Genomic DNA, 22598 nt, shown 5'->3' with positions numbered 1-22598 from the left:
CCGGCCTGCGCCGGGACGCCGTCGTCAGCCACGAGTCGGCCGCCGTCCTGCACGGGCCGCCGTGGTGGGCACCCGCGGGGCGCGTCGGGCCGCTCGCGCGGTCGCCCTCGCGGACGGGCGGAGCGGCAGTGTCGGCGAGAGCCGCAGCCGGGTCCTCCTGCACCGGCTCGGCCTGGCGCCGAGCGACCTGCAGCACCCGGTCCACGCCCCGGACGGGACGTTCCCGGGCCGCACCGACTTCGTGTGGGAGGGCGAGCGGCTGCTCGGGGAGTCCGACGGGCGGGTGGAGTACGGACGGCTGCTGCGCCCGGGCCAGGCCGCGGGCGACGCGGTCTCCGACGAGAAGCGCAGGGAGGACGCCATGCGAGCCGAGGACCACGGCACGGTCCGCCGGACCTGGGGCGACCTCGACCGGCCGGGGGTGCTCGCCGGTCTCGGCGGCCGGGCGCTGCAGGCCCGCCGGCGACGCCGGGCCTGACCACTGCCGGTGTTCCTCGTACTGCGCCGGTCCTGCAGCACCCGCGGAGCACGAGGAACACCGGTAGCGCGGGTCAGAAGGGCAGGTCCTCGAGCATCTCGGTGACCAAGGCGGCGATCGGCGAGCGCTCGGAACGGGTCAGCGTCACGTGCGCGAACAGCGGGTGCCCCTTCAGCTGCTCGACCACCGCCGCGACGCCGTCGTGCCGGCCCACCCGCAGGTTGTCCCGCTGGGCGACGTCGTGGGTGAGCACCACCCGCGAGCCCGAGCCCAGCCGCGACAGCACGGTGAGCAGCACGCCGCGCTCGAGGGACTGCGCCTCGTCGACGATCACGAACGAGTCGTGCAGCGACCGCCCGCGGATGTGGGTCAGCGGCAGCACCTCGATCAGCTCCCGCGAGGCGATCTCCTCGAGCACGTCCTTGGAGACCAGTGCACCGAGGGTGTCGTAGACGGCCTGCGCCCAGGGCGACATCTTCTCGCCCTCGCTGCCGGGCAGGTACCCGAGCTCCTGCCCGCCGACGGCGTACAGCGGCCGGAAGACGACGACCTTCGCGTGCGCCCGCCGCTCCATCACCGACTCCAGCCCCGCGCACAGCGCCAGCGCCGACTTGCCCGTCCCCGCCCGCCCGCCGAGCGAGACGATCCCGACGTCGGGGTCGAGCAGCAGGTCCAGCGCGATCCGCTGCTCGGCCGAGCGCCCGTGCAGGCCGAACGCCTCTCGGTCGCCGCGCACCAGCCGCACCTGCTTGTCCGGCGTCACCCGGCCCAGCGCCGACCCGCGCGAGGACAGCAGCACCAGCCCGGTGTGCGCCGGCAGCTCCGCGGCGGCCGGCACGCGCGCCTCCCCCGAGTCGTACAGCGCGCCGAGCTCGGCGTCGTCCACCGACACCTCGGCCATCCCGGTCCACCCGGCGTCGACGGCGTCCAGCGCGCGGTACTCGTCGGTGGCCAGGCCGACCGCCGCCGCCTTGACCCGCAGCGGCACGTCCTTGGTGACCAGGCAGACGTCGCGGCCCTCGGCGCGCAGGTTGAGCGCGACGACCATGATCCGGCTGTCGTTGCCGTCGTTGCGGAAGCCGGCCGGCAGCACCGCCGCATCGCTGTGGTTGAGCTCCACGTGCACGGTGCCGCCCTCCTCACCGACCGGCACGGGCGCGTCGAGCCGGCCGTGGGCCACCCGCAGGTCGTCGAGGAAGCGCAGCGCCTGCCGCGCGAACCAGCCCAGCTCGGGGTGGTGCCGCTTGTCCTCGAGCTCCCCGATCACCACGAGCGGGAGCACGACGTCGGCGTCGCCGAAGCGCAGCAGCGCGCCCGGGTCCGACAGCAGGACGGAGGTGTCGAGGACGTACGTGCGGCGAGCGGTCACGGATTCTCTCCCGACGGGCGCGGCGCGCCCCGGCTCGAAGGTGGCCGGGCCCCGGCACAGGGGCCGGGCACCGGCCCCCAGGTCGACGAACTCGTCAGCACCAACCGGGCCTCCCGTGGACGGCGGGACGGGCCCGTCGTCCACCCCGGACGCTAGAGCGGGGAGGTGACGGTCACATGACGGGCGGGAGGCGTGTCCTCCGTCGGAGGGACCACCGGTCCCAGCCGCCCCACCCGTCGGGGTCAGCCGCGGCGGCGGTCCCGGGTGCCCGGCGGCCACGGCTGCTGCCAGGACGCCGGCATCTCCCGGGTCGGCGCGGGCCGGCCGGGGGGCGGGACGTCGTCGCGCGGCGGCCAACCCCGCAGGTCGTCGTCGGCCTCGTCGTACGCCTGCCGCCCGCGGGCCCGGGCCCGGCGCCGCGGCCGCAGCGCCACCGCCCCCCAGAGCACGGGCACCAGCAGCACCGGCCACTGCACCGAGAGGTCGCCGAAGCGGAGGATCCCGGCCGACAGCAGCGCGAACAGCCAGCCCGCCGTCCACAGCCCCAGGACGCGGGCCTCCCCCGGATCGCGGCGGGACACGGGCTCAGCCGGCCGGCAGCTCGGCGGTGACGACGGCCGGCGTCAGCGGCTCGTCGAGCAGGCGGACGAAGCGGTCGGCGACGTCCTGCCCGGCCGGCCGGGCCGCCAGCCAGCGGTGCAGCAGGTCGTAGCCCTCCACGTAGGTGGTGATGTAGGCCCGCCACAGCGGGTGGGTGAGGAAGCGCAGCTGCTGGCGGGCACGCTCGGTGCTGACCAGCGACCAGCGCCGGATGTAGGCGGCCACCTCGTCGGCGTCGGCGCCGCGGTCGTGCAGCAGGACGGCGGCGTCCTGGCGCACCCGGTTCAGCGGGGCGGCGGCCGCGGCGATCCGCTCGGCGAGGTGCCCGTCGAAGCGCAGCCCGAGGTCGCCGAGCACGTCGGCGGCCCACGGCCCCCAGCCCGCACCGATCGAGGCGTCGACGCCGAGGTCGGCCAGCCCCTCGGCCATCAGGCACTCGGGGGTGTTGACCAGGAAGACGGTGTGCTCGAGGTGCCCGGCCCGCTCCACGAGCCCGCGCTCCTTGCGGCAGTGCTCGGTGTGGTGGCCGGGGTAGGACTCGTGGGCCACCAGGTGCGGCAGCTGGCTGAGCCGGTGCGGCAGGTCGGCGTTGATCGCGACCCGCGACCGGTAGTCGCCCTCGTAGTAGTTGAAGCCCGACCACGGCTTGTCGGTGACGATCTCGTAGCGCACCGTCTCGGCCTCGGGCAGGCCGTAGCGGCCGCGGACCCGGTCGCGCAGCGCGCTGGACAGCGCGTGCACGGCCTCGCCCAGCCGCTGCGGCGGGCACTCCTCGCGGCGGCGGTGCGCGGCGTACCGCTCGGCGAGCGTGCCCTCGCCGGGCAGCAGCGTGTCGAGCTCGGCGTGCACGGCGGCGTAGTCGGCCGGGTCGCCGAGGGTGAGGTCGACCTGGAAGTAGCTGCGCACCTCGTCGAGGAAGGCCACCGGCTCGCCGCTCATCTTCCGCGCGCTGCACTCCAGCCCGGTGAGCTGGCCGCGGACGAAGCCGGCCCGGTCGGCGGGCAGCCCGGAGACCTCGAGCTCCTGCAGCAGCGCCCGCGCCTGGTCGCGCAGGCCCTGCGGCGTGGGCGCCGGCTCGCTCTCCACCTCCGCGCGGATCCGCTTCTCACCGGTGTAGGCGTCGACGAACCCGGCCTCCAGGCGGTCGAAGCGCAGACCCAGCCGGACGTACTCGAGGGGGACGTCGACCGCGCCGGCTGCCATGGGCGCCAGTCTCTCAGCCACCGAAGCGGCGGTGGCGTGCAGCGTAGGCACGCAACGCCCGGAGGAAGTCGACGCGGCGGAAGTCGGGCCAGTAGACGTCGGTGAAGTGGAACTCCGAGTGCGCCGTCTGCCAGAGCAGGAAGCCCGACAGGCGCTGCTCGCCGCTGGTGCGGATCACCAGGTCGGGGTCGGGCTGGCCGCGGGTGTAGAGGTGCTCGGCGATGTGCTCGACGTCGAGCACGCCGACGAGCTCGTCGAGCGTCGTCCCCCGGCTGGCGTGCTCGGCCAGCAGGGAGCGGACGGCGTCGGCGATCTCCCGCCGCCCCCCGTACCCGACGGCGAGGTTGACGTGGGCACCCGGGCGGCCGCGGGTGACCTCCTCGGCCTCCTTGAGCACGGCGACGGTCTCGGCCGGCAGCAGCTCGAGCGCGCCCACCGGCCGCAGCTGCCAGCGCCGGTCGGGCGCGGAGAGGTCCTCGGCGACGCCCTCGATGATCCGCAGCAGCGGCGTCAGCTCCGGCTCGGGCCGGGAGAGGTTGTCGGTGGAGAGGAGGAAGAGGGTGACCACCTCGACGCCGGCCTCGTCGCACCAGCCGAGGAAGGAGGCGATGCGGTCGGCGCCGCGGCGGTGCCCGGCGTTGGGGTCGAGCAGGCCGGTGGCCCGGGCCCAGCGCCGGTTGCCGTCGATGATCGCCCCGACGTGGCGGGGGACGTCGGCACCGACCAGCTGCCGCGCCAGACGCCGCTCGTAGAGCTGCGTCAGGACGTCGCGTGCCCACTGACGCGCCCCCACGCAGGACACAGTAGGCCCCCGGCCGGACACGTTCCGCAGCCGTCCCGGCGCGCCGGGTCCCGGAGCCGGCCGGGTGCCGGGGAGCTCACAGCTCGCCGACGGTGCAGCCCTCCCCGGCGCTCCGTAACCTCGGCACATGACCGGTGCTCCTGACGCCCGCGAGCCGGTCCGGGTGCAGGCCGACGGGGCCGAGATCGAGGCCCCGCGCGGCCCCGCCGTCGCCACCGTCCTCGGCGAGGGCCAGCAGGTCGATCGGACCTGGACCGCCGAGGACTTCGCCGACGGCGACTGGGAGCACCCCGACACCCGCCCGCGGATGCGCGGCTGGCTGCACCTGTTCGCCTTCTTCGGCGCGATCGTCGCCGGCGCCGTGCTGGTCCCGCTCGGCTCGGTGCTCGGCGCCCGCGCCGGGTTCTCCGTGGCCGTCTACTGCCTGACGATCTGCGGCCTGTTCGGCATCAGCGCGCTCTACCACCGGCGGCGCTGGTCACCGCGCGGCTGGAAGCTCATGAAGCGGCTCGACCACTCGATGATCTTCCTGTTCATCGCGGGCACGTACACGCCGTTCTCGCTGCTCGCCGTCGACCAGCCCACCGGCTACTGGGTGCTCGTCGGTGTCTGGGCGGGGGCGCTGGCCGGCGTCTGCCTCAAGCTCACCTGGCCGACGGCGCCGCGCTGGCTGGGCGTCCCGCTCTACGTGGGCCTCGGCTGGGTCGCCGTCTTCATCCTCACCGACATCCTGCACATCGCCGGCGTCACCTCGCTGGTGCTGCTCGCGGTCGGGGGGCTGCTCTACACCCTCGGCGGGGTGGCCTACGCCGTCCGGTGGCCCAACCCGGTGCCCGGTGTCTTCGGCTACCACGAGGTCTTCCACGCGATGACCATCGTGGCCGCGATCTGCCACTACATCGCCGTCTACTTCGCGATGTACAACTCGCCCTTCGTCGGCTGAGCGGGCACGTCCGCGGACGTGCCCGGACCGGTCAGGCGAACAGGGGGCGGTCGTCGAACCGGCGGGAGACGCGGCCGGCGGTGCGCCAGGCGCGGGCGACGAGGTCGCGGTCCTCGTCGGTGACCAGGTTGCCCATCACCCGCAGCGCCACCGTCATCAGCGCCCGGGAGCGCATGCCGACCGGCCCGGCCGCGGGCAGGAAGCGCGGGACGGTGAGCAGCCCGGCCAGCCGGCGGGCGACGGAGAACGCCTCGCCGTAGTGCTCCCGCAGCGTGGCCGGCCAGGCCCGCGACCAGTCGCCGGAGCCGAACAGGTCGACGACGGTGCGCCCGGTCTCCAGCCCGTAGTCGATGCCCTCGCCGTTGAGCGGGTTCACGCAGCCGGCCGCGTCGCCCACCAGCGCCCAGTTGCGCCCGGCCACGCCGGACACCGCCCCGCCCATGGGCAGCAGCGCCGACGCGGGCGCCTCGACCGGCCCCTCCAGCCGCCAGTCCTCCCGGCGGGCGTCGGCGTACACCTCCAGCAGCGACTTGAGCGCCACCCCGGCCGGACGGCGGGCGGTGGCCAGCGTGCCGACGCCGATGTTCACCTGCCCGGCCCCGGCGCCCAGCGGGAACACCCAGCCGTAACCCGAGAGCAGCTCGCCCTCGGCGCCGCGCAGCTCCAGGTGCGAGGAGATCCACTCGTCGTCCGCCCGGCCCGAGCGCGCGTAGCCGCGGGCGGCGACGCCGTAGGCGGTGTCGCGGTGCCACTCGCGACCGAGCACCCGGCCCAGCGGCGACCGGACGCCGTCGGCCACGACCAGCCTCCGGCAGCCGACGGTGACCGTCTCCTCCCCCGCCGTCTGGAACACCACACCGGTGACCCGGTCGCCGTCGCGCTCGACGTCGACGGCCCGGGCGCCCTCCAGCGGCGCCGCGCCCGCCGCCAGCGCGCAGGCACGGATGCGGGCGTCGAGCTCGGTGCGCGGCACGGCGCTGCCGTGGTCGGGGAAGGCCCCGCCGGGCCAGGGCAGCTCCCAGACCCGGCCGAAGCCCGCGGCGCGCAGCCCGCGGTTGCGGGCGCGGGACCGCGCCCAGTCGCCCAGGCCCAGGCGGTCGAGCTCGGCGACCGCGCGCGGGGTCAGGCCGTCACCGCAGGCCTTGTCGCGGGGGAACACGGCCGCGTCGGCGAGCAGGACGTCGTGCCCGGCGCGGGCGGCCCAGGCGGCCGCGGCGGACCCGGCCGGACCGGCCCCCACCACGAGCACGTCGGTGGCGGCGGGGACGGCGGCAGCGGCGGGCACGTCCCCCAGTGTCCCTGGTCGGGACGACGCGCCGGCCGAGCAGCGGGAACCGGCCGGCAGCCGGCCCCGCCTCCGGCCGGTCCGCGTCGGTCAGCGGCTCACCCCGGCAGCCGCGCAGAGCTCACGGCTGCGGGCCGCGGGCCCGGACCTCCTCCACCGAGGCCATGGCCTCGCGCAGCTCGGTCAGCCAGCTGTCGGCGTTCTGCCCGACCAGGCGGACCGCCCACACCAGGGCCTCGGACCGGGACCGGGCGACCCCGGCGTCGACGAGGGTGTCGAGGACCAGCCGCTCGGGCTGCCGCAGGCGGGTCATGACCGGCACGGAGGCGTTGGTGAACACCTCCCGGACGTCGCCGCAGGCGGCGCCCCAGGCCACCGAGCGGCCGTAGCGGGCCTGGGCGGCGTCGGCGACGGCCATGCGCTGCTCGCGGGTGTCCTCGCGGAACCGGGCGATCCGCCCGGCCCGGGCGGCCGTGGGGTCGCCCTCGCCGGCGTCGGGCTCGGCGAGCGTGCCGACGACGAGGATCTCGTCGCGGTCCACGGTGATCTCGGCCGGCCCGGTGAACCAGCCGTCGGGCAGCCGCCCGGCGAACCAGCCGGCGACCTCGGCCCGGTCGACCGGCGGCGGGCCCTCGCCGCCGCGACCACGGCCGCCGGGTCCGCGCCCGCGGAAGCCGGGGGCGCCCGTGCGGGCGAAGGGGGGATCGGCGAAGCGGTGGTGTCCGTGCACGACGGCCTCCTCGTGACTCGTGCAGATTACACGCTTACACGGTAGCGCCCGACGGCCGGGCGGGCACCACGCCGGGAGCGAACAGGTCCCGTGACGGTCGGCCACCCACCGGTGACGGTGGCGGGATGTGCCGGTCCGTGTCCCCGTCCCGGCGCCTCCGTTGGTCGAGATGTGCCGACAGGGAGCGCGGAGGATCGGCACCTGCGGGCACGTGGAGCCATGGTGGCGGGCACGTGTCGGGCGGACTCTCTCCTCGTCCGCACCACCTGCCCCCCTGACCCCGGGAGCCCGCCATGAGCACCACCCGCACCCGCACCGCCGTCGTCCTGGCCGCCGCGGCGGCCGCCGTCGCCGGCAGCGTCCTGCCCGCCTCCGCCGCGCCGGGTTGCAGCACGGCGTGGGGCTCGGTGCCCGAGTCCGTCGTCGAGGACGGCGGCGGCACCCTCGACGACGTCCGCGCCGGGCGGCACGCCTGCTACGACCGGCTGGTCCTCGACCTCGACGGGGTCGACGCCTCCGAGGTGTCCTACGACGTCCGCTACGTCCGGGAGGTGCTGCAGGACGGCTCGGGCGTGCCGGTCCCGCTGCGCGGGGCGGCCGACCTGCAGGTGCTGGTGCACACCCCGGCGTACACCGGCGGCGGTGCGGCCACCTACGACCCGCCCGACGACGCCGAGGCGGTGGACGTGGCCGGCTACAGCACCTTCCGCCAGGTCGCGTGGGCGAAGTCCTTCGAGGGCGAGAGCACCGTCGGCCTGGGCGTCCGCGCCCGGCTGCCGTTCCGGGTGGTGGTCCTGGACGGCCCCGGCGACGGGTCGCGGCTCGTCGTCGACGTGGCGCACCGCTGGTGAGCGAGCGGAGCCCGGGCCGGCGGCTGCCGGCCCGGGCCCCGGTCGCCCGTGCGGGCTCAGCCGGCCGCGGGCAGGGCGACGGCGCTGCCGCTGACCCGGATGCCGCTGCCCGGGTCCTCGGGCACCTCGACGGTGAGGACGCTGGGCCGGCCCATGTCCTCGCCCTGCCGGACGGTGAGGACGGCGGGCAGCCCGACGTGCCCGCCCTCGCGCAGGTACCCGCCCAGCGCGGCGGCCGCCGCGCCGGTGGCCGGGTCCTCCACCACGCCCCCGGGCGGGAACGGGTTGCGCGCGACGAAGGTCGTGGCGTCCTGCCGCCAGACGAGGTCGACGGTCGTCCAGCCGCGCCGCGCCATGAGGTCGGCCAGGGCCTCCCGGTCGTAGTCCAGGTCGCGCAGCCGCGCCCGGGTCCGGGCGGCCAGGACCGGGTGCCAGGCACCCGCGTAGGCGACCCGCGGCGGCAGGCCCGGGTCGAGGTCGGCCTCCGACCAGCGCAGCGCGGACAGCAGTCCCCGGAGGTCGGCGTCCTCCAGCGGCGCCGTCCTCGGCGGCACGCTGGTGAGCGTGGCCCGCCAGGTCCCGTCGTCGGCGCGGTCGGTGACCACCTCGACCTGCCCCGCCGCGGTCGCCAGCCGCATCCGCCCGGCTCCCGAGCGCTCGGCGACGGCCACGGCGGTGGCGATGGTCGCGTGCCCGCAGAAGCTCACCTCGGCGCGCGGGCTGAAGTAGCGGACACCGACGGGGTCCGGGCCGGGCAGGAGGAACGCCGTCTCGGAGAAGCCGACCCCGGCGGCGGTGGCCAGCATCTGCGCGTCGGTCATGCCGGTCGCGTCCAGGACGACGCCGGCCGGGTTGCCGCCGCCGGGGTCGGTGCTGAAGGCGGTGTACCGCAGGACCTCGCCCGGTGCCGGGGCCGCCTGCTCCCGCGCGTCGATCCAGTACTCGTCGATCCGGCCGTCGCGCACGCGGTAGCGGGCCCAGCCGTGCTCGACCACCGGCCGGCGCCGAGCGGATCCCTCCGCGGCGACCGCGCCGGCCTGCCGCCACCGGGCCTCCACGTACCCGTCGGACGCCTCGACGCCGGTCACCTCGAAGGTCCACGGCCCGCGGGCGCGCAGCATGTCCCGGACGTGGTCGGCGTAGTCCTCCGGAGTCCGGGTCACGACACCGTGCTCGGCCCCCGGCCGGCCCTGGTGCGCGCGGACCCGCGCGGCCAGGTACCGGCCGGCGCGCTCGGGCCGCTCCCCCGAGCGGACGTCGCGCAGGAAGCCGCGGACGACGGCCTCGGCGTCGTCCCGGTCGTCGCTGGACGGGGTCACGGCTGGCGGGGTCACGGCTGGCGGGGTCACGGTTGGCGGGGTCACGGCTCCTCCTCGGACCGGCTCGACCGGCTCAGAACTTGGCCGCCACGTCATGGGCTGCCGCGTGTGCGCGCCGGCGGTCCCCGGCGGCGTCGGCGGTGACCAGCCCGGGGCGCAGGTGGACCTCCTGCACGTCGGACACCCCCGCCCAGGCCAGCCAGTCGCGCAGGTAGGGCGCCTGGAAGTCCGAGCCGAAGGACGGCGGGCGCCCGGGACCGTACACCGCGCTGGTCAGCAGGAGGACCGCCTTCCTCCCCTGCAGCAGACCGGTGTAGCCGGCCTCCGGGTCGAAGCCGAAGAGCATGCCGGGCTGGCTGACGACGTCGATGAACTGCTTGAGGACGTAGGGGATCCCGGCGTTCCACATCGGGACGCTGAACAGGTACCGGTCGGCGGCGGCGAAGCGCTCGAAGGTCGCCACCGTCCGCGCCCACGCCTCGCCCTCGGCGCCCTCGGGCACGCCGCCGGCGAACACCGTCATCTTGGCCGCGGCGGCGGTCGGCCCGAACTCCGGCAGGCTGCCGTCCCACAGGTCGAGGGTGTCGACCTCGTCGAGGGGGTTGAGCTCGCGCCAGGTGTCCAGGAACGTCGCCGCCAGGGCCAGCGACTCGGAGCGGGCGCCGCGCGGCGAGGCGGACACGTGCAGCAGTCGGGACATCGGGACTCCTCCGTTCGGCCGCGGCCCTGCGCCGCGTCGGGTCCCGACCGTGCTCCCCCGACCTGTCACGCCGCTGTCACGGCCGCACCAGCCGTCCGCCCCCCGCCCAGCGGGTAGCTTGCGGTCGTCGCGGTCACGGACGTCGCACGGGAGCCGGCCGGTGGAACTGCTGGTGCTGGGCCCGCTGGAGCTGCGGCGGGAGGGCATCCCGGTGACGGTCCGCCGCGGCCGGCCCCGCCGGCTCCTGCTGTCGCTGCTGCTGGAGCGGGGCGGCCCCGTGGCGCCGGGCACGCTGATCGACCGGCTGTGGACCGACGAGCTCCCCGTCGACGCGGCCAACGCCCTGCAGGTCCTGGTCTCCTACCTCCGCCGCACGCTCGCCGGCACGCGGCTGCGGATCGAGCACACCCCGGCCGGCTACCGGCTCGCCGTACCCCCGCACGCCACCGCCCCGGACACCGTCGACCTCTTCCGCGTCGAACGGCTGGTCACGGCCGGCCGGGCGCCGGCCGCGCCCCCCGCCGACCGCCTCCGGGCGGCCACCGAGGCGCTCGCCCTGTGGCGCGGGCCGGCACTGGCCGAGGTGGCCGAGGAGGACTTCGCGCGGGGCGAGGTCGCCCGGGCCGAGGAGCTGCGGCTGCAGGCCCACGAGGCACGCGCCGAGGCCCTGCTGGCCCTGGGGCGGTCCGACGAGGCCCTGCCCGATCTCGGCCGGCTGGTGCGCGAGCACCCCTACCGCGAGCGCCTCCACGGGCAGCTGGCGCTCGCGCTCTACCGCGCCGGCCGCCAGGCCGAGGCACTCGCCGTCCTCGAGGCCGCCCGCGCGACGCTAGTCGAGGAGCTCGGCCTCGACCCCGGGCCGCAGCTCCAGGAGCTCGCCCGCAGGGTGCTCCACCAGGACCCGGCACTCGACGCGCCACCCGCACCGCCACCGGCCGGGCCGTCCCGCGCCGAACCGCCGCCGGCGGAACGGACCGCGCCGTCCCCCGTGCCGCTGCCGCTCACGTCGCTGGTCGGCCGGGACGACGAGGTGCCCACGCTCCGCCGGTCGCTGTCCCGGCACCGGCTGGTCACCCTCACCGGCCCCGGCGGCGCCGGGAAGACCCGCCTGGCGGTCGAGGCGGTCCGCGCGGCCGAGCGCACCGTGTGGTGGACCGACCTCGCCGACACTCCCCCGGGCGGTGCGGTCGCGGCCGTCGCCGCCGCCACGGGCACCGGCCTGACCTCCACCGACGACGCCGTCCCCGAGCTGGTGCGCGGGATCGGTGGGCGCGACGCGCTGCTGGTGCTCGACACCTGCGAGCACCGGGCCGGCGAGGTGGCCGCGCTGGTGCGGGCCCTCACCGCCGGCTGCCCCCGCCTCGCCGTCCTCGCGACGAGCCGGCGTCCCCTGGGCGTGCCGGGCGAGCTGGTCCGGCCGGTGCCGCCGCTGCCCCTCCCGGCCACCGGGGACGCCGACCTGCCGGCGGTCACGGCGTCCCCGGCGGTGCGGCTGTACGCCGAGCGGGCGGCCGAGGCCCGCCCCGGCTTCGTCCTCGACGCCGGCAACGCCCGCGACGTCGCCGCCGTCTGCCGCCTGCTCGACGGGCTGCCGCTCGCCATCGAGCTCGCCGCCGCCCACGCCGCGGCCCTCAGCCCGGCCAAGACCGCGGCGCTGCTCGGCGACCACGTGCGCCTGCTCGGCGAGGGCGAGGGCACCGGGCGGCACGCGGGGCTGCGCGCGGTCATGGACTGGAGCTACGGCCTGCTGTCCGACGAGGAGGCGGCCTTCCTCGACCGGCTCTCGGTCTTCGCCGGGGCGTTCCCGCTCGAGGCGGCGGTGGAGGTCGCCGGCGCGGACCTCCCCGCGGACGGCCTCCGGCTGCTGCTCGCACTGGTCCGCCAGTCGCTGGTGACCGCGGCGGGCGAGGACCACTTCCGGCTGCTGGAGACCGTGCGCACCCACGCCGCCGGCCGGTTGGCGCGCGACCCGGCGGCGGCGGAGGCGAGCAGGGACCGGCACGCCCGGTGGTACGCCGCGTTCGCCGAGGAGGCCGACCGCAGCATCCGCGGCGCCGACCAGGCCGGGTGGTTCGCCGACCTGCGCACGGCCGGGCCCGACCTGCGGGCGGCCCTGCGGCACGCCCTCGACGGCACACCGTCCCGCGCCGGGGTCGGTGCCCGGCTGGTGTGCGCGCTGTCCTGGTACTGGTCCTACGAGGGCACCTTCGCCGAGGCGCGGACCTGGGTGGCCGCGGCGCGGGCCGCCGGACCGCACGGGCCGCGGCTGGACGCCTGGCTGCGGCTGGCCGGCGGCATGCACGCCGAGTCGGTCGGCGACCTGCGCACCGCGGAGCGGGAGTGCCGGGCGGCGGCGGCCGGCTTCGCCGCCGTCGGCGACGTCCGCGGCGAGGCGCGCAGTCTCCTGCACCTGGGCACGGCCCACTGGGCGCTGGGCAGGCCCGCCGAGGCCGCCGCGGCGCAGGACCGCTCCATCGCCCTGTACCGGTCGGTGCGCTCCGACAGCGGCGCGGGCCTGGCCCTCGTGCTGCGCGCCCGCACGGCCCTCGACGCCGGGGACTCCACCGGCGCCCTGGAGCTGCTGGTCCAGGCCCGGCCCGTGCTCGACCGCGCCGGTGACCGGCACCTGGTCGGCCTCTGCCTGGAGCAGCACGCCCGCACCTGCCTGGCCGGGGACGACCTGACGGCGGCCGGGGACCTGGCCGGGGAGGCGCTCGCGGTGTTCGAGGGGACCGGCTACCCTGAGGGCGTCACCGCGGCACTGCAGACGCTGGGCCGCGTGGCCCTGCGCCGCGGCGATCCGGGCACGGCCGCGGAGCGGTACCGCCGGGCCGCGCGGACCGCCCTCGACCTCGACCACCGCGCCGCCCTCGCGGAGAGCCTCGACCTGCTGGCGGAGGCCACCCTGGCCCGCGGCGACGCGCGGGCCGCCGCCCGGCTGCTGGGCTGCGCCGAGGAGGTGCGGGAGGCGGCCGGCCTCCCGCGCACCCCGGTCCAGGCGCGGTGGCACGACCGGTGGCGGCCCCGGCTGCACGCGGCGCTCGGGGACGCCTGCGCGGCGGCGGTGGCCGACGGGCGGCGACGGCGCCCGGAGGACCTCCTCTGACCGGGAGGTGCCGGGACCGCGCCGGCGTCAGCGCGCCTGCGGGTCCGTCCGGCCGCCGTCCCCGCGCTCCGGGCGCGGGCCCTCGATGGCGCGGGGCGCCCGGCGCAGCGTGTCGAGCAGGTCCTGCCCGGGTTGCCGGGGCGGGTCGACCAGCTCGGCCGGGGTGTCGGGGACGACGATCGCCGGCCCGTCGTCCTCGGGGTCGTCGAAGCTGCGCGGCAGCTTCTTCAGGTGCCCGCTCATCGACTTGACCAGCAGCACCGCGGCGACGAGCAGCACGAGGACGAGGAGCAGCCCCAGCGGGCCGGACTTGCCGACGTCCTCGGGCAGCTCCTCGGCGGCGGCGAGGACGGCACCGGTCGCGACGGCGTTCACAGGACGGGCACCTCGCTGCGGATGCCGGCGAACAGGTCGTCCTCGGGCAGGGTGGAGTCGACCAGCGAGCGGGCCAGCTCGTAGTCCTCGGTCGGCCAGACCCGCTGCTGCAGGTCCATGGGGCAGGCGAACCAGCGGCCGTGCGGGTCGATCTGGGTGGCGTGCGCGATCAGCGCGGCGTCGCGGACCGGGAAGTACTCCGCGCAGGGCACGCGGGTGGTCACCCGGTGGGACATGTCGCGCGCGGGGTCCCAGGTGGCCAGCCACTCGGCGTAGGGCGACTCGGCGCCGGTCTCGAGCATCGCCTCGTGCAGCGCCCGCGTGCGGGTCAGCGTGAAGCCCATGTGGTAGTAGAGCTTGCTCGGCTGCCAGGGCTCCCCCAGGTCGGGGTAGCGCTCGGGGTCGCCGGCCGCCTCGAAGGCCAGCACCGACACGTCGTGGGTCTTGACGTGGTCGGGGTGGGGGTAGCCGCCGCGCTCGTCGTAGGTGAGCACGACGTGCGGGCGGAACCGGCGGATGAGCGCGACCAGCGGTGCGGCCGCCTCCTCGGTGGGCACCAGCGCGAAGCAGCCCTCGGGCAGCGGCGGCAGCGGGTCGCCCTCGGGCAGGCCCGAGTCGACGAACCCGAGGAACTCCTGCTCGACGCCCAGGATCTCGCGGGCGCGCGCCATCTCCTCGGCGCGCAGCTGCGGCAGGCGCTCCCACACCTCGGGCCGGTCCAGCGCCGGGTTGAGCACCGAGCCGCGCTCGCCGCCGGTGCACGTCGCCACCATCACCTGGACGCCCTCGGCGACGTACTTCGCCATCGTCGCCGCGCCCTTGCTCGACTCGTCGTCGGGGTGGGCGTGCACGGCGAGCAGGCGCATCGGGTCTGCTTCGGTCACCGGACCAGTGTCCCCCGAGTCGACGACGGGGTGCCGCGCCCCCGGCCATCCGGACGGGTGGATGTGCTGCTCGTCACTGTGTTCCCGGGTACCTCCGCCGTCCCCGCAACGGACCCCGGGTCCGTGCGTGGCGCCGTCGGCCGGTGTTAGCTTCGTCGGATCGACGTCGCCGCCTCTCGACCGGGAGGCGGCCCCCGAGCTGCTGCAGGAGTCCCCCGCGTGACCACCCCCACTGAGCACGAGCAGGGCATCTGGCTGACCCAGGAGGCCCACGACCGGCTGAAGGCCGAGCTCGACCAGTTGGTGGCCGGCCGGCCCGCCATGGCCGCCGAGATCAACGCCCGCCGCGAGGAGGGCGACCTCAAGGAGAACGGCGGCTACCACGCCGCCAAGGAGGAGCAGGGCAAGCAGGAGGGCCGGATCCGCCAGCTCACCGACCTGCTGCGCAAGGCGCGGGTGGGCGAGCCGCCGACGACGGCGACCACCGCCGAGCTCGGCACGGTCATCACGATCCGCTTCCAGGGCGACGACGAGACCGAGAAGTTCCTGCTCGGCTCGCGCGAGATCGCCGGCACCACCGACCTCGCCGTCTACTCGCCGGAGTCGGCGATGGGCTCGGCGATCCTGGGCTCGAAGCCGGGCACGTCGGTCACCTACCAGGCGCCCAACGGCCGCGACATCACCGTCGAGGTCGTCGCCGTCGAGCCGTTCGTCCCCTGACCCGAGCCCCGCGCTCCGTCACGGGCATGGCCCGGTCCCGGCGGGCGGAGAACACCGGCTTCACCTGCGTCCACTGCTCCGGCGCCGTCCCGGCCAACACCGACGGGCACTACCGCAACCACTGCCCGTTCTGCCTGTGGTCGCTGCACGTCGACGACCTGCCCGGTGACCGCGCGAGCGGGTGCCGCCAGCCGATGGAGCCGATCGGGCTGGTGGAGAAGTCGGGCAAGGGCTGGCAGGTGGTGCACCGCTGCACGGCGTGCGGCCACCGCCAGCCCAACCGGCTGGTCCGCGACGGCGACGCGCCCGACGACCTCGACCTGGTGCTCAGCCTCCCCTGGCTGTGACACCGCGGTCCTACCGGACCGCACCGCGGCCAGGTGCCGTCCCCACCCGCCGCGGAGCCGCTGCGTCGCGCCTGCGCGGGACCCCTCCGTGGCCCACTCGGCACGACCGGGCCTGACGGCCCCTAGCTGCTCGGCGCCAGGCCGCGGCGGCGCAGCAGCGGCGCGGGGTCGGCGTCGCGGCCGCGGACGGCGCGGAAGGCCTCCAGGGGGTCCACCGAGCCGCCGCGGGAGAGCAGCCGCTCGCGGAAGGCGTCGCCGTTCTCCCGCCGCAACCCCCCGTGCTCCTTGAACCACTCCACGGTGTCGGCGTCGAGGACCTCCGACCAGATGTAGGAGTAGTAGCCGGCCGCGTAGCCCCCCGCGAAGACGTGCTGGAAGTACGTCGTCCGGTACCGGGGCGGCACCAGGTCGAAGGCGACGCCGGCCTCCTCCAGCGCCCGCCGCTCGAACTCCGCCGGGTCGCCGACCTCGGTCTCCGGGGTGATCCGGTGCCAGGCCTGGTCGAGCAGGGTGGCCGCGAGGTACTCCAGCGTCGCGAAGCCCTCGCCCCACAGCGACGCGGCGTCGATCGCCTCCACGACGGCGGCCGGCAGCGGCTCCCCCGTCTGGACGTGCCGCGCGTAGTGGCCGAGCACCTCCGGCCACAGCGCCCACATCTCGTTGACCTGGCTGGGGAACTCGACGAAGTCCCGGGGCACCGCCGTCCCGGAGAAGCGCGGGTAGGTGACCGCGGAGCAGAGCCCGTGCAGGGCGTGGCCGAACTCGTGGAAGAGCGTGTCGACCTCGGCGAGGGTGAGCAGCGTCGGCCGGCCCTCCGGCGCGCGGGCCACGTTGAGGTTGTTGACGACGACCGGCCGGGTGCCCAGCAGCCGCGACTGGGTCACGAAGGAGCTCATCCACGCCCCGCCGCGCTTGCCCTCGCGGGCGAGGAAGTCGCCGAGGTAGAGCCCGATCCCCTCGCCGTCGGGACCGCTGACCTCCCACACCCGGACGTCGGGGTGGTAGCCGGCGAGGTCGGGGCGCGCGGTGAAGCGCAGGCCGTAGAGCAGCTCGGCGGCCCGGAAGACGCCGTCGACGAGCACCCGGTCCAGCTCGAACCAGGGCCGCAGCGCCGCGGTGTCGACCGCGTACCGCTCGGCGCGCACCTGCTCGCTGTAGAAGGCCCAGTCCCACGGCGCCAGCTCGGTCACGCCGTCGCGGGCGGCGACCTCGGCCAGCGCCGCGGCCTCCGCGCGGGCGTTGGCCATCGACGGGCCGACCATCGAGGCCAGCATCGCGTCGACGGCGGCGGTGCTGCCGGCGGTCTGGTCGGCCAGGACCAGGTCGGCGTGGGTGGCGAAGCCGAGCAGCCGGGCGCGCTCGGCCCGCACCCGGGCGATCCGGGCGGCCACCGGCCCGTTGTCGTGCTCCCCGGACGACGCCCGGGACACCGAGGCCTCGAACACCCGGCGGCGCAGCTCGCGGTCGCGCAGCTTGGCCAGCACCGGCTGGCCGGTGGGCAGCAGCAGGGGCAGCACGTACCCCTCGAGCCCGCGGTCGGCGGCGGCGCGGGCCGCGGCGGCGAGCTCCTCCTCGGCCAGCCCGTCGAGCCCGGCGGCGTCGGCCACCCGGACGGCGGCGGCCTCGGTGGCCAGCTGCAGGTTCTGCCCGAACCGCGTGGACAGCTCGGAGAGCTCGCGGTTGAGCCCCGAGAGCCGGGTGCGGCCGGCCTCGTCGAGGCGGGCGCCGGCGAGCACCCGGTCGAGGCGGTGGCGCTCGACCAGCCGGACGGCCTCGGGGTCCAGGCCGGAGGAGTGCCGGGCGGCGTGGACGGCGTCGACGCGGGCGAACAGCTCCGGGTCCAGCCGCAGGGCATCGGCGTGCGCGGCCTCCAGCGGCGCGAGCTCGCGCTCGATCTCCCGCAGGCGCGGCGAGGACAGCGACGACGCCAGGTTGCCGAACACCGCCTCGGCCCGGCGCAGCAGCGCACCGGAGCGCTCGAGCGCCTCGACGGTGTTCGCGAAGGTCGGCGGCTCGGCCGACCCGGTGATCGCGGCCAGCTCGGCGCGCTGCTCGGCCATGCCGGCGAGCACCGCCTCGCGGCAGTGCTCGAGGGTGACGTCGGCGAACGGCGGCAGCCCGTAGGGCAGCGGCGACTCGGCGGACAGCGGGTTGGACGGGGCGGGGGCGGGCTCGGCGCTCATCGCGCCCCAGTCTCCGCCCCCGCGCCGGCCTACCGCGTGGCGGTGCGCTGGTAGAGGCGGACCGACAGCGGCACGAAGACCGCGAGGATTACCGCCGTCCAGATCAGCGTGTAGAGCACCGGGTTCTGCAGCGACCACGCGTCGGGCACCGGGTAGCCGGGCGGCACGTTGCCGAACAGCTCCCGGGACGCGAGGGTGACCGCCGAGACGGGGTTCCACTCGGCGAAGACCCGCAGCGCCGACGGGAAGGTCTCCAGTGGCACGAACGTGTTGGCGACGAACGTCAGCGGGAAGATCACGATGAAGCTGGCGTTCTGCACCACCTCGGGCGTGCGGACCAGCAGCCCGACCATCGCCATGAGCCACGAGACCGCGTAGGCGAAGGCAAGCAGCACGAGGAACCCGCCGAGCGCCTCCCCGAACGACGAGCGGATCCGCCAGCCGACCAGCAGGCCGGTCAGCGCCATCACCGCGATGGAGACGACGTTGAGCCCGGCGTCGGCGACCGTGCGGCCGACCAGCACCGCCGAGCGCGACATCGGCAGCGACCGGAACCGGTCGATGAGCCCCTTCTGCAGGTCGTCGGCGATGCTCGCGCCGGTGATCGTGGACCCGAAGACGACGGTCTGGGCGAAGATCCCCGGCAGCAGGAACTCCGCGTAGCTGATGCCCGGCGGCAGCCCGCCGATCGCGCCGCCGAACACGTAGCGGAACAGCACCACGAACATGATCGGCGACAGCGTGGCGAACACGATCAGGTCGGGCACCCGCCGGACCTTGATCAGGTTGCGCTTGGTGATGACGACGCTGTCGGACAGCGCCGTGGACAGCGAGCTCATCGCACACCTCCCGTGGGGACCGGCTCGGCCGGGACACCGTCGGCGCCCGGGGACTCCTCCGTGGCGTGCCCGGTGAGCGCCAGGAACACGTCGTCGAGGTCGGGGCGGCGCAGCCCCACGTCGAACACCGCGGCGGTCTGGCCGTCGAGCCGGCGCAGCGCGTCGGCCAGCACCTCGGCACCGCCGCTGACCGGGATGCTCAGCCGGCGGGCCTGCTCGTCGACGTGCGGCTCGTCGACGGCCAGCGGCCGCAGCCGCGCGACCATGGCCGGCAGCACCGCCGCGTCGGTCACGGTGAACTCCAGCCGCTGCCCGCCCACCTGGGCCTTGAGCTCGTCGGCGGTGCCGCGGGCGATGACCCGGCCGCGGTCGATGACCACCATCCGGTCGGCCAGCCGGTCGGCCTCCTCGAGGTACTGGGTGGTCAGCAGGATTGTCGTCCCGCCGCCGGCGAGGTCGGCGATGAACTCCCACATGCCCAGCCGGCTGCGCGGGTCGAGCCCGGTGGTGGGCTCGTCGAGGAAGAGCACCCGTGGCCGGGCGATGAGCGAGGCGGCGATGTCCAGCCGCCGGCGCATGCCGCCGGAGTAGGTCTTGGCCGGCCGGTCGGCCGCGCCGGTGAGGTCGAAGCGCTCCAGCAGCTCGGTGGCCCGGGTGCGCGCGTCCCGCTTCCCGAGCCGGTAGAGCCGGCCCACCATCTCGAGGTTCTCGAAGCCGGTGAGGTACTCGTCGACGGCGGCGTACTGGCCGGTCAGCCCGATCAGCGAGCGCACCCGGTCGGGCTCGTTGACGACGTCGATGCCGGCCACCTCGGCCCGGCCGCCGTCGGGCTGCAGCAGCGTGGTGAGGATGCGGACGACGGTGGTCTTGCCCGCGCCGTTGGGCCCCAGGAGGCCGAGGACGCTGCCCTCCGGGACGGTCAGGTCCACCCCGGCCAGCGCCGTGTTGGACCCGAAGCTCTTCTGCAGTCCCTCGACGAGGATGGCGTCGGTCATGCCCGTGAAACTAGGTGTGCGGGCTGACACTTCCCGAGCGGGTCCCGCCGGCGGTGTACGGGTCCGTGCACCGTCGACCGGCGCGACGCGCAGGGGTCGTCGGCCGCGACGGGTCAGGCCTCGCAGACGGCGAACCCCGCCCGCTCCAGCCCGGCGACGACGGTCCGCGCGTGGTCCGGACCGCGGGTCTCGAGGACGACGAAGACCTCCACCTGGCCCAGGTCCAGGCGGGTCGCCGTCCGCTCGTGCTCGACCTCCAGGACGTTGGCGCCGGCGTCGGCGAGGACCGCCAGCACCGCCGCCAGCGACCCGGGCCGGTCGGGCACGGCCAGCCGCAGCCGCAGGTACCGCCCGGCCGCGGCCATGCCGTGCTGGACGACCTTCATCATCAGCACCGGGTCGACGTTGCCGCCGGAGACGACCGCGACCACCGGCGGCTCGAAGGCCCCCGGCTCCGCCAGCACGGCGGCCACCGCGGCCGCGCCGGCGGGCTCGACGACGAGCTTGGCGCGCTCCAGGCAGAACAGCAGCGCCCGGGAGAGGTCCTCCTCCCCCACCGTGCGCACCTCGTCGACGAGGTCGCGGACGTGCGCGAGGGTGAGGTCGGTGGGCGCGCCGACGGCGATCCCGTCGGCCATCGTGGCGACCCCGGGCAGCGGCACGGGGCGCCCGGCCGCCAGCGACCCGGGGAACGCGGCGGCCCCCGCGGCCTGCACCGCCACGACGCGCACGTCCGGGCGCTGCGCCCGGACCGCGGCCGCGACCCCCGACACCAGCCCGCCGCCCCCGGTGCAGACGACGAGGGTGGCCACGCCGGGGCACTGCTCGAGCACCTCGGTGCCGACGGTCCCCTGCCCGGCGATCACGTCGGGGTGGTCGAAGGGGTGGATGAAGACCGCGCCGGTCTGCTCGGCGTGGGCGACGGCCGCGGCCAGCGCCGCGGTCAGGTCGACGCCGGCCAGCCGCGCGTCGGCGCCGTAGCCGCGGGTGGCCGCGACCTTGGGCAGCGGCGCCGACTCGGGCATGAAGACGGTGGCCGAGACGCCGAGCATCCGGGCGGCCAGCGCCACGCCCTGCGCGTGGTTGCCGGCGCTGGCGGCCACGACCCCGCGCGCCCGCTCCTCCGCGGTGAGCCGGGACAGCCGGACGTAGGCGCCGCGGAACTTGAACGAACCGGTGTGCTGCAGGTTCTCGCACTTGAGGTGCACCGGCCCGCCGACCCGCTCGGCCAGCGCCCGCGAGTGCTCCAGCGGGGTCCGCCGGACCACGCCCTCCAGCAGCGCGGCCGCCGCCGCGACGTCGTCCCCGGTCACCAGCTCGGCAGTCACGGCCGGATCCTCGCAGGCCGGGCGGGCGCCGCCCGTTCCCCGACCGTCCGGGTGCGTCGTACCGTGGCTGAGGTGACGGACGTCGCCCCAGCGCAGACCCCACCCGCACCCACGACCCTCGGCGAGCTCCGTGCCCGCGGAGCCGCCTTCCGGCCCGTCAAGGCCGAGATCCGCACCAACCTGCTCGCCCGCCTCGGCGCGGGCCGGCCCACCCTGCCCGGCATCGTCGGCTTCGACGACACCGTCGTCCCCGAGGTCGAGCGGGCGCTCATCGCCGGCCACGACCTGGTCCTGCTCGGCGAGCGCGGCCAGGGCAAGACCCGCCTCATCCGCACCCTCGTCGGGCTGCTCGACGAGTGGACCCCCGTGCTGGCCGGCAGCGAGCTCAACGAGCACCCGCTGCACCCGATCAGCGTGTGGGCGCACCGCCAGATCGCCGAGCACGGCGACGACACCCCGGTCGGCTGGCTGCACCGCAGCGAGCGCTTCGGCGAGAAGCTGGCCACCCCCGACACCAGCGTCGGCGACCTCATCGGCGACGTCGACCCCATCAAGGTGGCCGAGGGCCGCACCCTCGGCGACCCCGAGACCGTGCACTACGGCCTGGTCCCGCGCACCAACCGCGGCATCTTCAGCGTCAACGAGCTGCCCGACCTCGCCGAGCGCATCCAGGTCGCGCTGCTCAACGTGCTCGAGGAGCGCGACATCCAGATCCGCGGCTACCGGGTGCGGCTGCCGCTCGACCTGCTGCTCGTGGCCAGCGCCAACCCCGAGGACTACACCAACCGCGGGCGGATCATCACCCCGCTCAAGGACCGCTTCGGCGCCGAGGTGCGCACCCACTACCCCATCGAGCTCGCCGACGAGATCCGCCTGCTGCAGCAGGAGGCGCAGACCTCGTGGGTGGTCGGCGGCGACCGGCACGACGCCTTCGACGCGCCCGTCGTGCCGGCGCACCTGGTGGAGATCGTCGCCCGGTTCACCCGGCTGGTCCGCGAGTCCAGCCACGTCGACCAGCGCTCCGGCGTCTCCGCGCGGTTCGCCATCGCGGGCCTGGAGACGGTGGCCGCCTCCGCCGTCCGCCGGGCCGCCGTCGCCGGGGAGACCCGGCCGGTGGCGCGGGTGGTCGACCTGCCCGGCATCGTCCCGGCCAGCCGCGGCAAGGTCGAGTTCGCCGACGCCGGCAGCGACCCGGACGACGACCGGGAGCTCGAGGTGCTCGAGCACCTGCTCCGGCAGGCCACCGCGCAGACCTTCCGCGCCCGCTGCGGCGGGCTGGACCTGACCGGCCTGCAGGAGCACTTCACCGGCGGGGAGACCGTCGAGTCCGGGGAGCTGGTGCCCGGCGCGGCGCTGCTCGGCCAGCTGGGCACCATCCCGCGGCTCGCCGAGCTGCTCGGCCGCCTCGGCGTCCCCGAGGGCGAGCAGTCGGCCGAGCAGGCCGCCGCCGCGGTCGAGTTCGCCCTCGAGGGGCTCTACCTCACCCGCCGGCTGGCCAAGGACACCGACGGCGCCCGCACGGTGTACGGGGCCTGACGGTG

The 22598-nt window shown here is 76.3% G+C and carries 21 protein-coding genes; 7 read left to right on the top strand and 14 right to left on the bottom strand.

Going from position 1 to position 22598, the window contains the following annotated elements; all coding sequences use genetic code 11:
- The first annotated feature begins 61 nt into the window (after window positions 1–61).
- Entirely contained in the window at window positions 62–478 is a 417-nt protein-coding gene (locus BMZ33_RS10365; RefSeq protein ID WP_091109530.1) for a hypothetical protein, read from the top strand.
- A 73-nt stretch (window positions 479–551) separates the two neighbouring features.
- Here BMZ33_RS10365 and phoH2 read toward each other — a convergent pair whose 3' ends face one another.
- The 4 genes from phoH2 to BMZ33_RS10345 all read right to left on the bottom strand — a co-directional run bounded on the left by phoH2 (window position 552) and on the right by BMZ33_RS10345 (window position 4443).
- Complete coding sequence (gene phoH2, locus BMZ33_RS10360) at window positions 552–1847, bottom strand: RNA 5'-3' helicase PhoH2 (protein ID WP_091109528.1); 1296 nt, start codon at window positions 1845–1847, stop codon at window positions 552–554.
- 242 nt (window positions 1848–2089) lie between these two features.
- Window positions 2090–2428 (bottom strand): hypothetical protein, encoded by a 339-nt coding sequence (locus BMZ33_RS10355; RefSeq protein WP_091109525.1) that lies wholly within the window; start codon window positions 2426–2428, stop codon window positions 2090–2092.
- 4 nt (window positions 2429–2432) lie between these two features.
- Window positions 2433–3650 carry a DUF885 domain-containing protein gene (locus BMZ33_RS24445; protein ID WP_091109523.1) on the bottom strand — a complete coding sequence of 406 codons (1218 nt, stop codon included), beginning with the start codon at window positions 3648–3650 and terminating at the stop codon, window positions 2433–2435.
- 13 nt (window positions 3651–3663) lie between these two features.
- Window positions 3664–4443, bottom strand: a complete 780-nt coding sequence (locus BMZ33_RS10345) for an isoprenyl transferase (protein ID WP_169064139.1) — start codon at window positions 4441–4443, stop codon at window positions 3664–3666.
- Between the two features lie 136 nt (window positions 4444–4579).
- Between BMZ33_RS10345 and trhA the strand changes: the two genes are divergently transcribed.
- Entirely contained in the window at window positions 4580–5395 is an 816-nt protein-coding gene (trhA, locus tag BMZ33_RS10340; protein ID WP_091109518.1) for a PAQR family membrane homeostasis protein TrhA, read from the top strand.
- Window positions 5396–5426: 31 nt separating this feature from the next.
- On the opposite strand, the gene BMZ33_RS10335 is transcribed toward trhA, so the two are convergent.
- Both BMZ33_RS10335 and BMZ33_RS10330 read right to left on the bottom strand, forming a co-directional pair.
- On the bottom strand, window positions 5427–6680 hold the full coding sequence (locus BMZ33_RS10335; protein WP_091109515.1) for a geranylgeranyl reductase family protein: 1254 nt from the start codon (window positions 6678–6680) through the stop codon (window positions 5427–5429).
- A 121-nt stretch (window positions 6681–6801) separates the two neighbouring features.
- Window positions 6802–7410: a hypothetical protein gene (locus BMZ33_RS10330; protein WP_091109512.1), complete on the bottom strand. Its 609-nt coding sequence runs from the start codon at window positions 7408–7410 to the stop codon at window positions 6802–6804.
- 293 nt (window positions 7411–7703) lie between these two features.
- Between BMZ33_RS10330 and BMZ33_RS10325 the strand changes: the two genes are divergently transcribed.
- The gene (locus BMZ33_RS10325; RefSeq protein ID WP_091109510.1) at window positions 7704–8261 is read left to right on the top strand and encodes an AMIN-like domain-containing (lipo)protein; all 558 of its coding nucleotides are present in this window, start codon (window positions 7704–7706) and stop codon (window positions 8259–8261) included.
- A 56-nt stretch (window positions 8262–8317) separates the two neighbouring features.
- Here BMZ33_RS10325 and BMZ33_RS22680 read toward each other — a convergent pair whose 3' ends face one another.
- The gene (locus tag BMZ33_RS22680; RefSeq protein ID WP_169064138.1) at window positions 8318–9580 is read right to left on the bottom strand and encodes a PhzF family phenazine biosynthesis isomerase; all 1263 of its coding nucleotides are present in this window, start codon (window positions 9578–9580) and stop codon (window positions 8318–8320) included.
- A 73-nt stretch (window positions 9581–9653) separates the two neighbouring features.
- On the bottom strand, window positions 9654–10280 hold the full coding sequence (locus BMZ33_RS10315; protein WP_091109899.1) for an FMN-dependent NADH-azoreductase: 627 nt from the start codon (window positions 10278–10280) through the stop codon (window positions 9654–9656).
- Between the two features lie 160 nt (window positions 10281–10440).
- Here BMZ33_RS10315 and BMZ33_RS10310 point away from each other — a divergent pair, with 160 nt between their 5' ends.
- Window positions 10441–13386 carry an AfsR/SARP family transcriptional regulator gene (locus tag BMZ33_RS10310; protein ID WP_169064137.1) on the top strand — a complete coding sequence of 982 codons (2946 nt, stop codon included), beginning with the start codon at window positions 10441–10443 and terminating at the stop codon, window positions 13384–13386.
- Window positions 13387–13413: 27 nt separating this feature from the next.
- Here BMZ33_RS10310 and BMZ33_RS10305 read toward each other — a convergent pair whose 3' ends face one another.
- Window positions 13414–13761 (bottom strand): hypothetical protein, encoded by a 348-nt coding sequence (locus tag BMZ33_RS10305; RefSeq protein ID WP_091109507.1) that lies wholly within the window; start codon window positions 13759–13761, stop codon window positions 13414–13416.
- Window positions 13758–14645 carry a mycothiol conjugate amidase Mca gene (mca, locus tag BMZ33_RS10300; RefSeq protein WP_091109504.1) on the bottom strand — a complete coding sequence of 296 codons (888 nt, stop codon included), beginning with the start codon at window positions 14643–14645 and terminating at the stop codon, window positions 13758–13760. Before mca ends, BMZ33_RS10305 begins: the two co-directional genes overlap by 4 nt.
- A 219-nt stretch (window positions 14646–14864) precedes the next feature.
- Between mca and greA the strand changes: the two genes are divergently transcribed.
- Window positions 14865–15365 (top strand): transcription elongation factor GreA, encoded by a 501-nt coding sequence (gene greA, locus BMZ33_RS10295; RefSeq protein WP_091109502.1) that lies wholly within the window; start codon window positions 14865–14867, stop codon window positions 15363–15365.
- A gap of 26 nt (window positions 15366–15391) precedes the next feature.
- On the top strand, window positions 15392–15712 hold the full coding sequence (locus BMZ33_RS10290) for an RNHCP domain-containing protein (RefSeq protein WP_091109499.1): 321 nt from the start codon (window positions 15392–15394) through the stop codon (window positions 15710–15712).
- Window positions 15713–15834: 122 nt separating this feature from the next.
- On the opposite strand, the gene BMZ33_RS10285 is transcribed toward BMZ33_RS10290, so the two are convergent.
- From BMZ33_RS10285 to ilvA, 4 genes are all read right to left on the bottom strand, one after another.
- Window positions 15835–17895: a M3 family metallopeptidase gene (locus tag BMZ33_RS10285; RefSeq protein ID WP_091109497.1), complete on the bottom strand. Its 2061-nt coding sequence runs from the start codon at window positions 17893–17895 to the stop codon at window positions 15835–15837.
- A gap of 29 nt (window positions 17896–17924) precedes the next feature.
- On the bottom strand, window positions 17925–18734 hold the full coding sequence (locus BMZ33_RS10280) for an ABC transporter permease (RefSeq protein WP_091109495.1): 810 nt from the start codon (window positions 18732–18734) through the stop codon (window positions 17925–17927).
- Window positions 18731–19729 carry an ATP-binding cassette domain-containing protein gene (locus tag BMZ33_RS10275; protein WP_091109492.1) on the bottom strand — a complete coding sequence of 333 codons (999 nt, stop codon included), beginning with the start codon at window positions 19727–19729 and terminating at the stop codon, window positions 18731–18733. Before BMZ33_RS10275 ends, BMZ33_RS10280 begins: the two co-directional genes overlap by 4 nt.
- A 113-nt stretch (window positions 19730–19842) precedes the next feature.
- Window positions 19843–21057 (bottom strand): threonine ammonia-lyase, encoded by a 1215-nt coding sequence (gene ilvA / locus BMZ33_RS10270; protein WP_091109489.1) that lies wholly within the window; start codon window positions 21055–21057, stop codon window positions 19843–19845.
- Between the two features lie 72 nt (window positions 21058–21129).
- Here ilvA and BMZ33_RS10265 point away from each other — a divergent pair, with 72 nt between their 5' ends.
- On the top strand, window positions 21130–22593 hold the full coding sequence (locus BMZ33_RS10265; RefSeq protein WP_169064136.1) for a sigma 54-interacting transcriptional regulator: 1464 nt from the start codon (window positions 21130–21132) through the stop codon (window positions 22591–22593).
- Window positions 22594–22598: the final 5 nt, after the last annotated feature.

The sequence above is a fragment of the Geodermatophilus dictyosporus genome (assembly GCF_900115505.1).
GTDB lineage: Bacteria > Actinomycetota > Actinomycetes > Mycobacteriales > Geodermatophilaceae > Geodermatophilus > Geodermatophilus dictyosporus.
The sequence above is the reverse complement of the archived record's forward strand: the minus strand, read 5'-3'. Positions and strand labels throughout refer to the sequence as shown.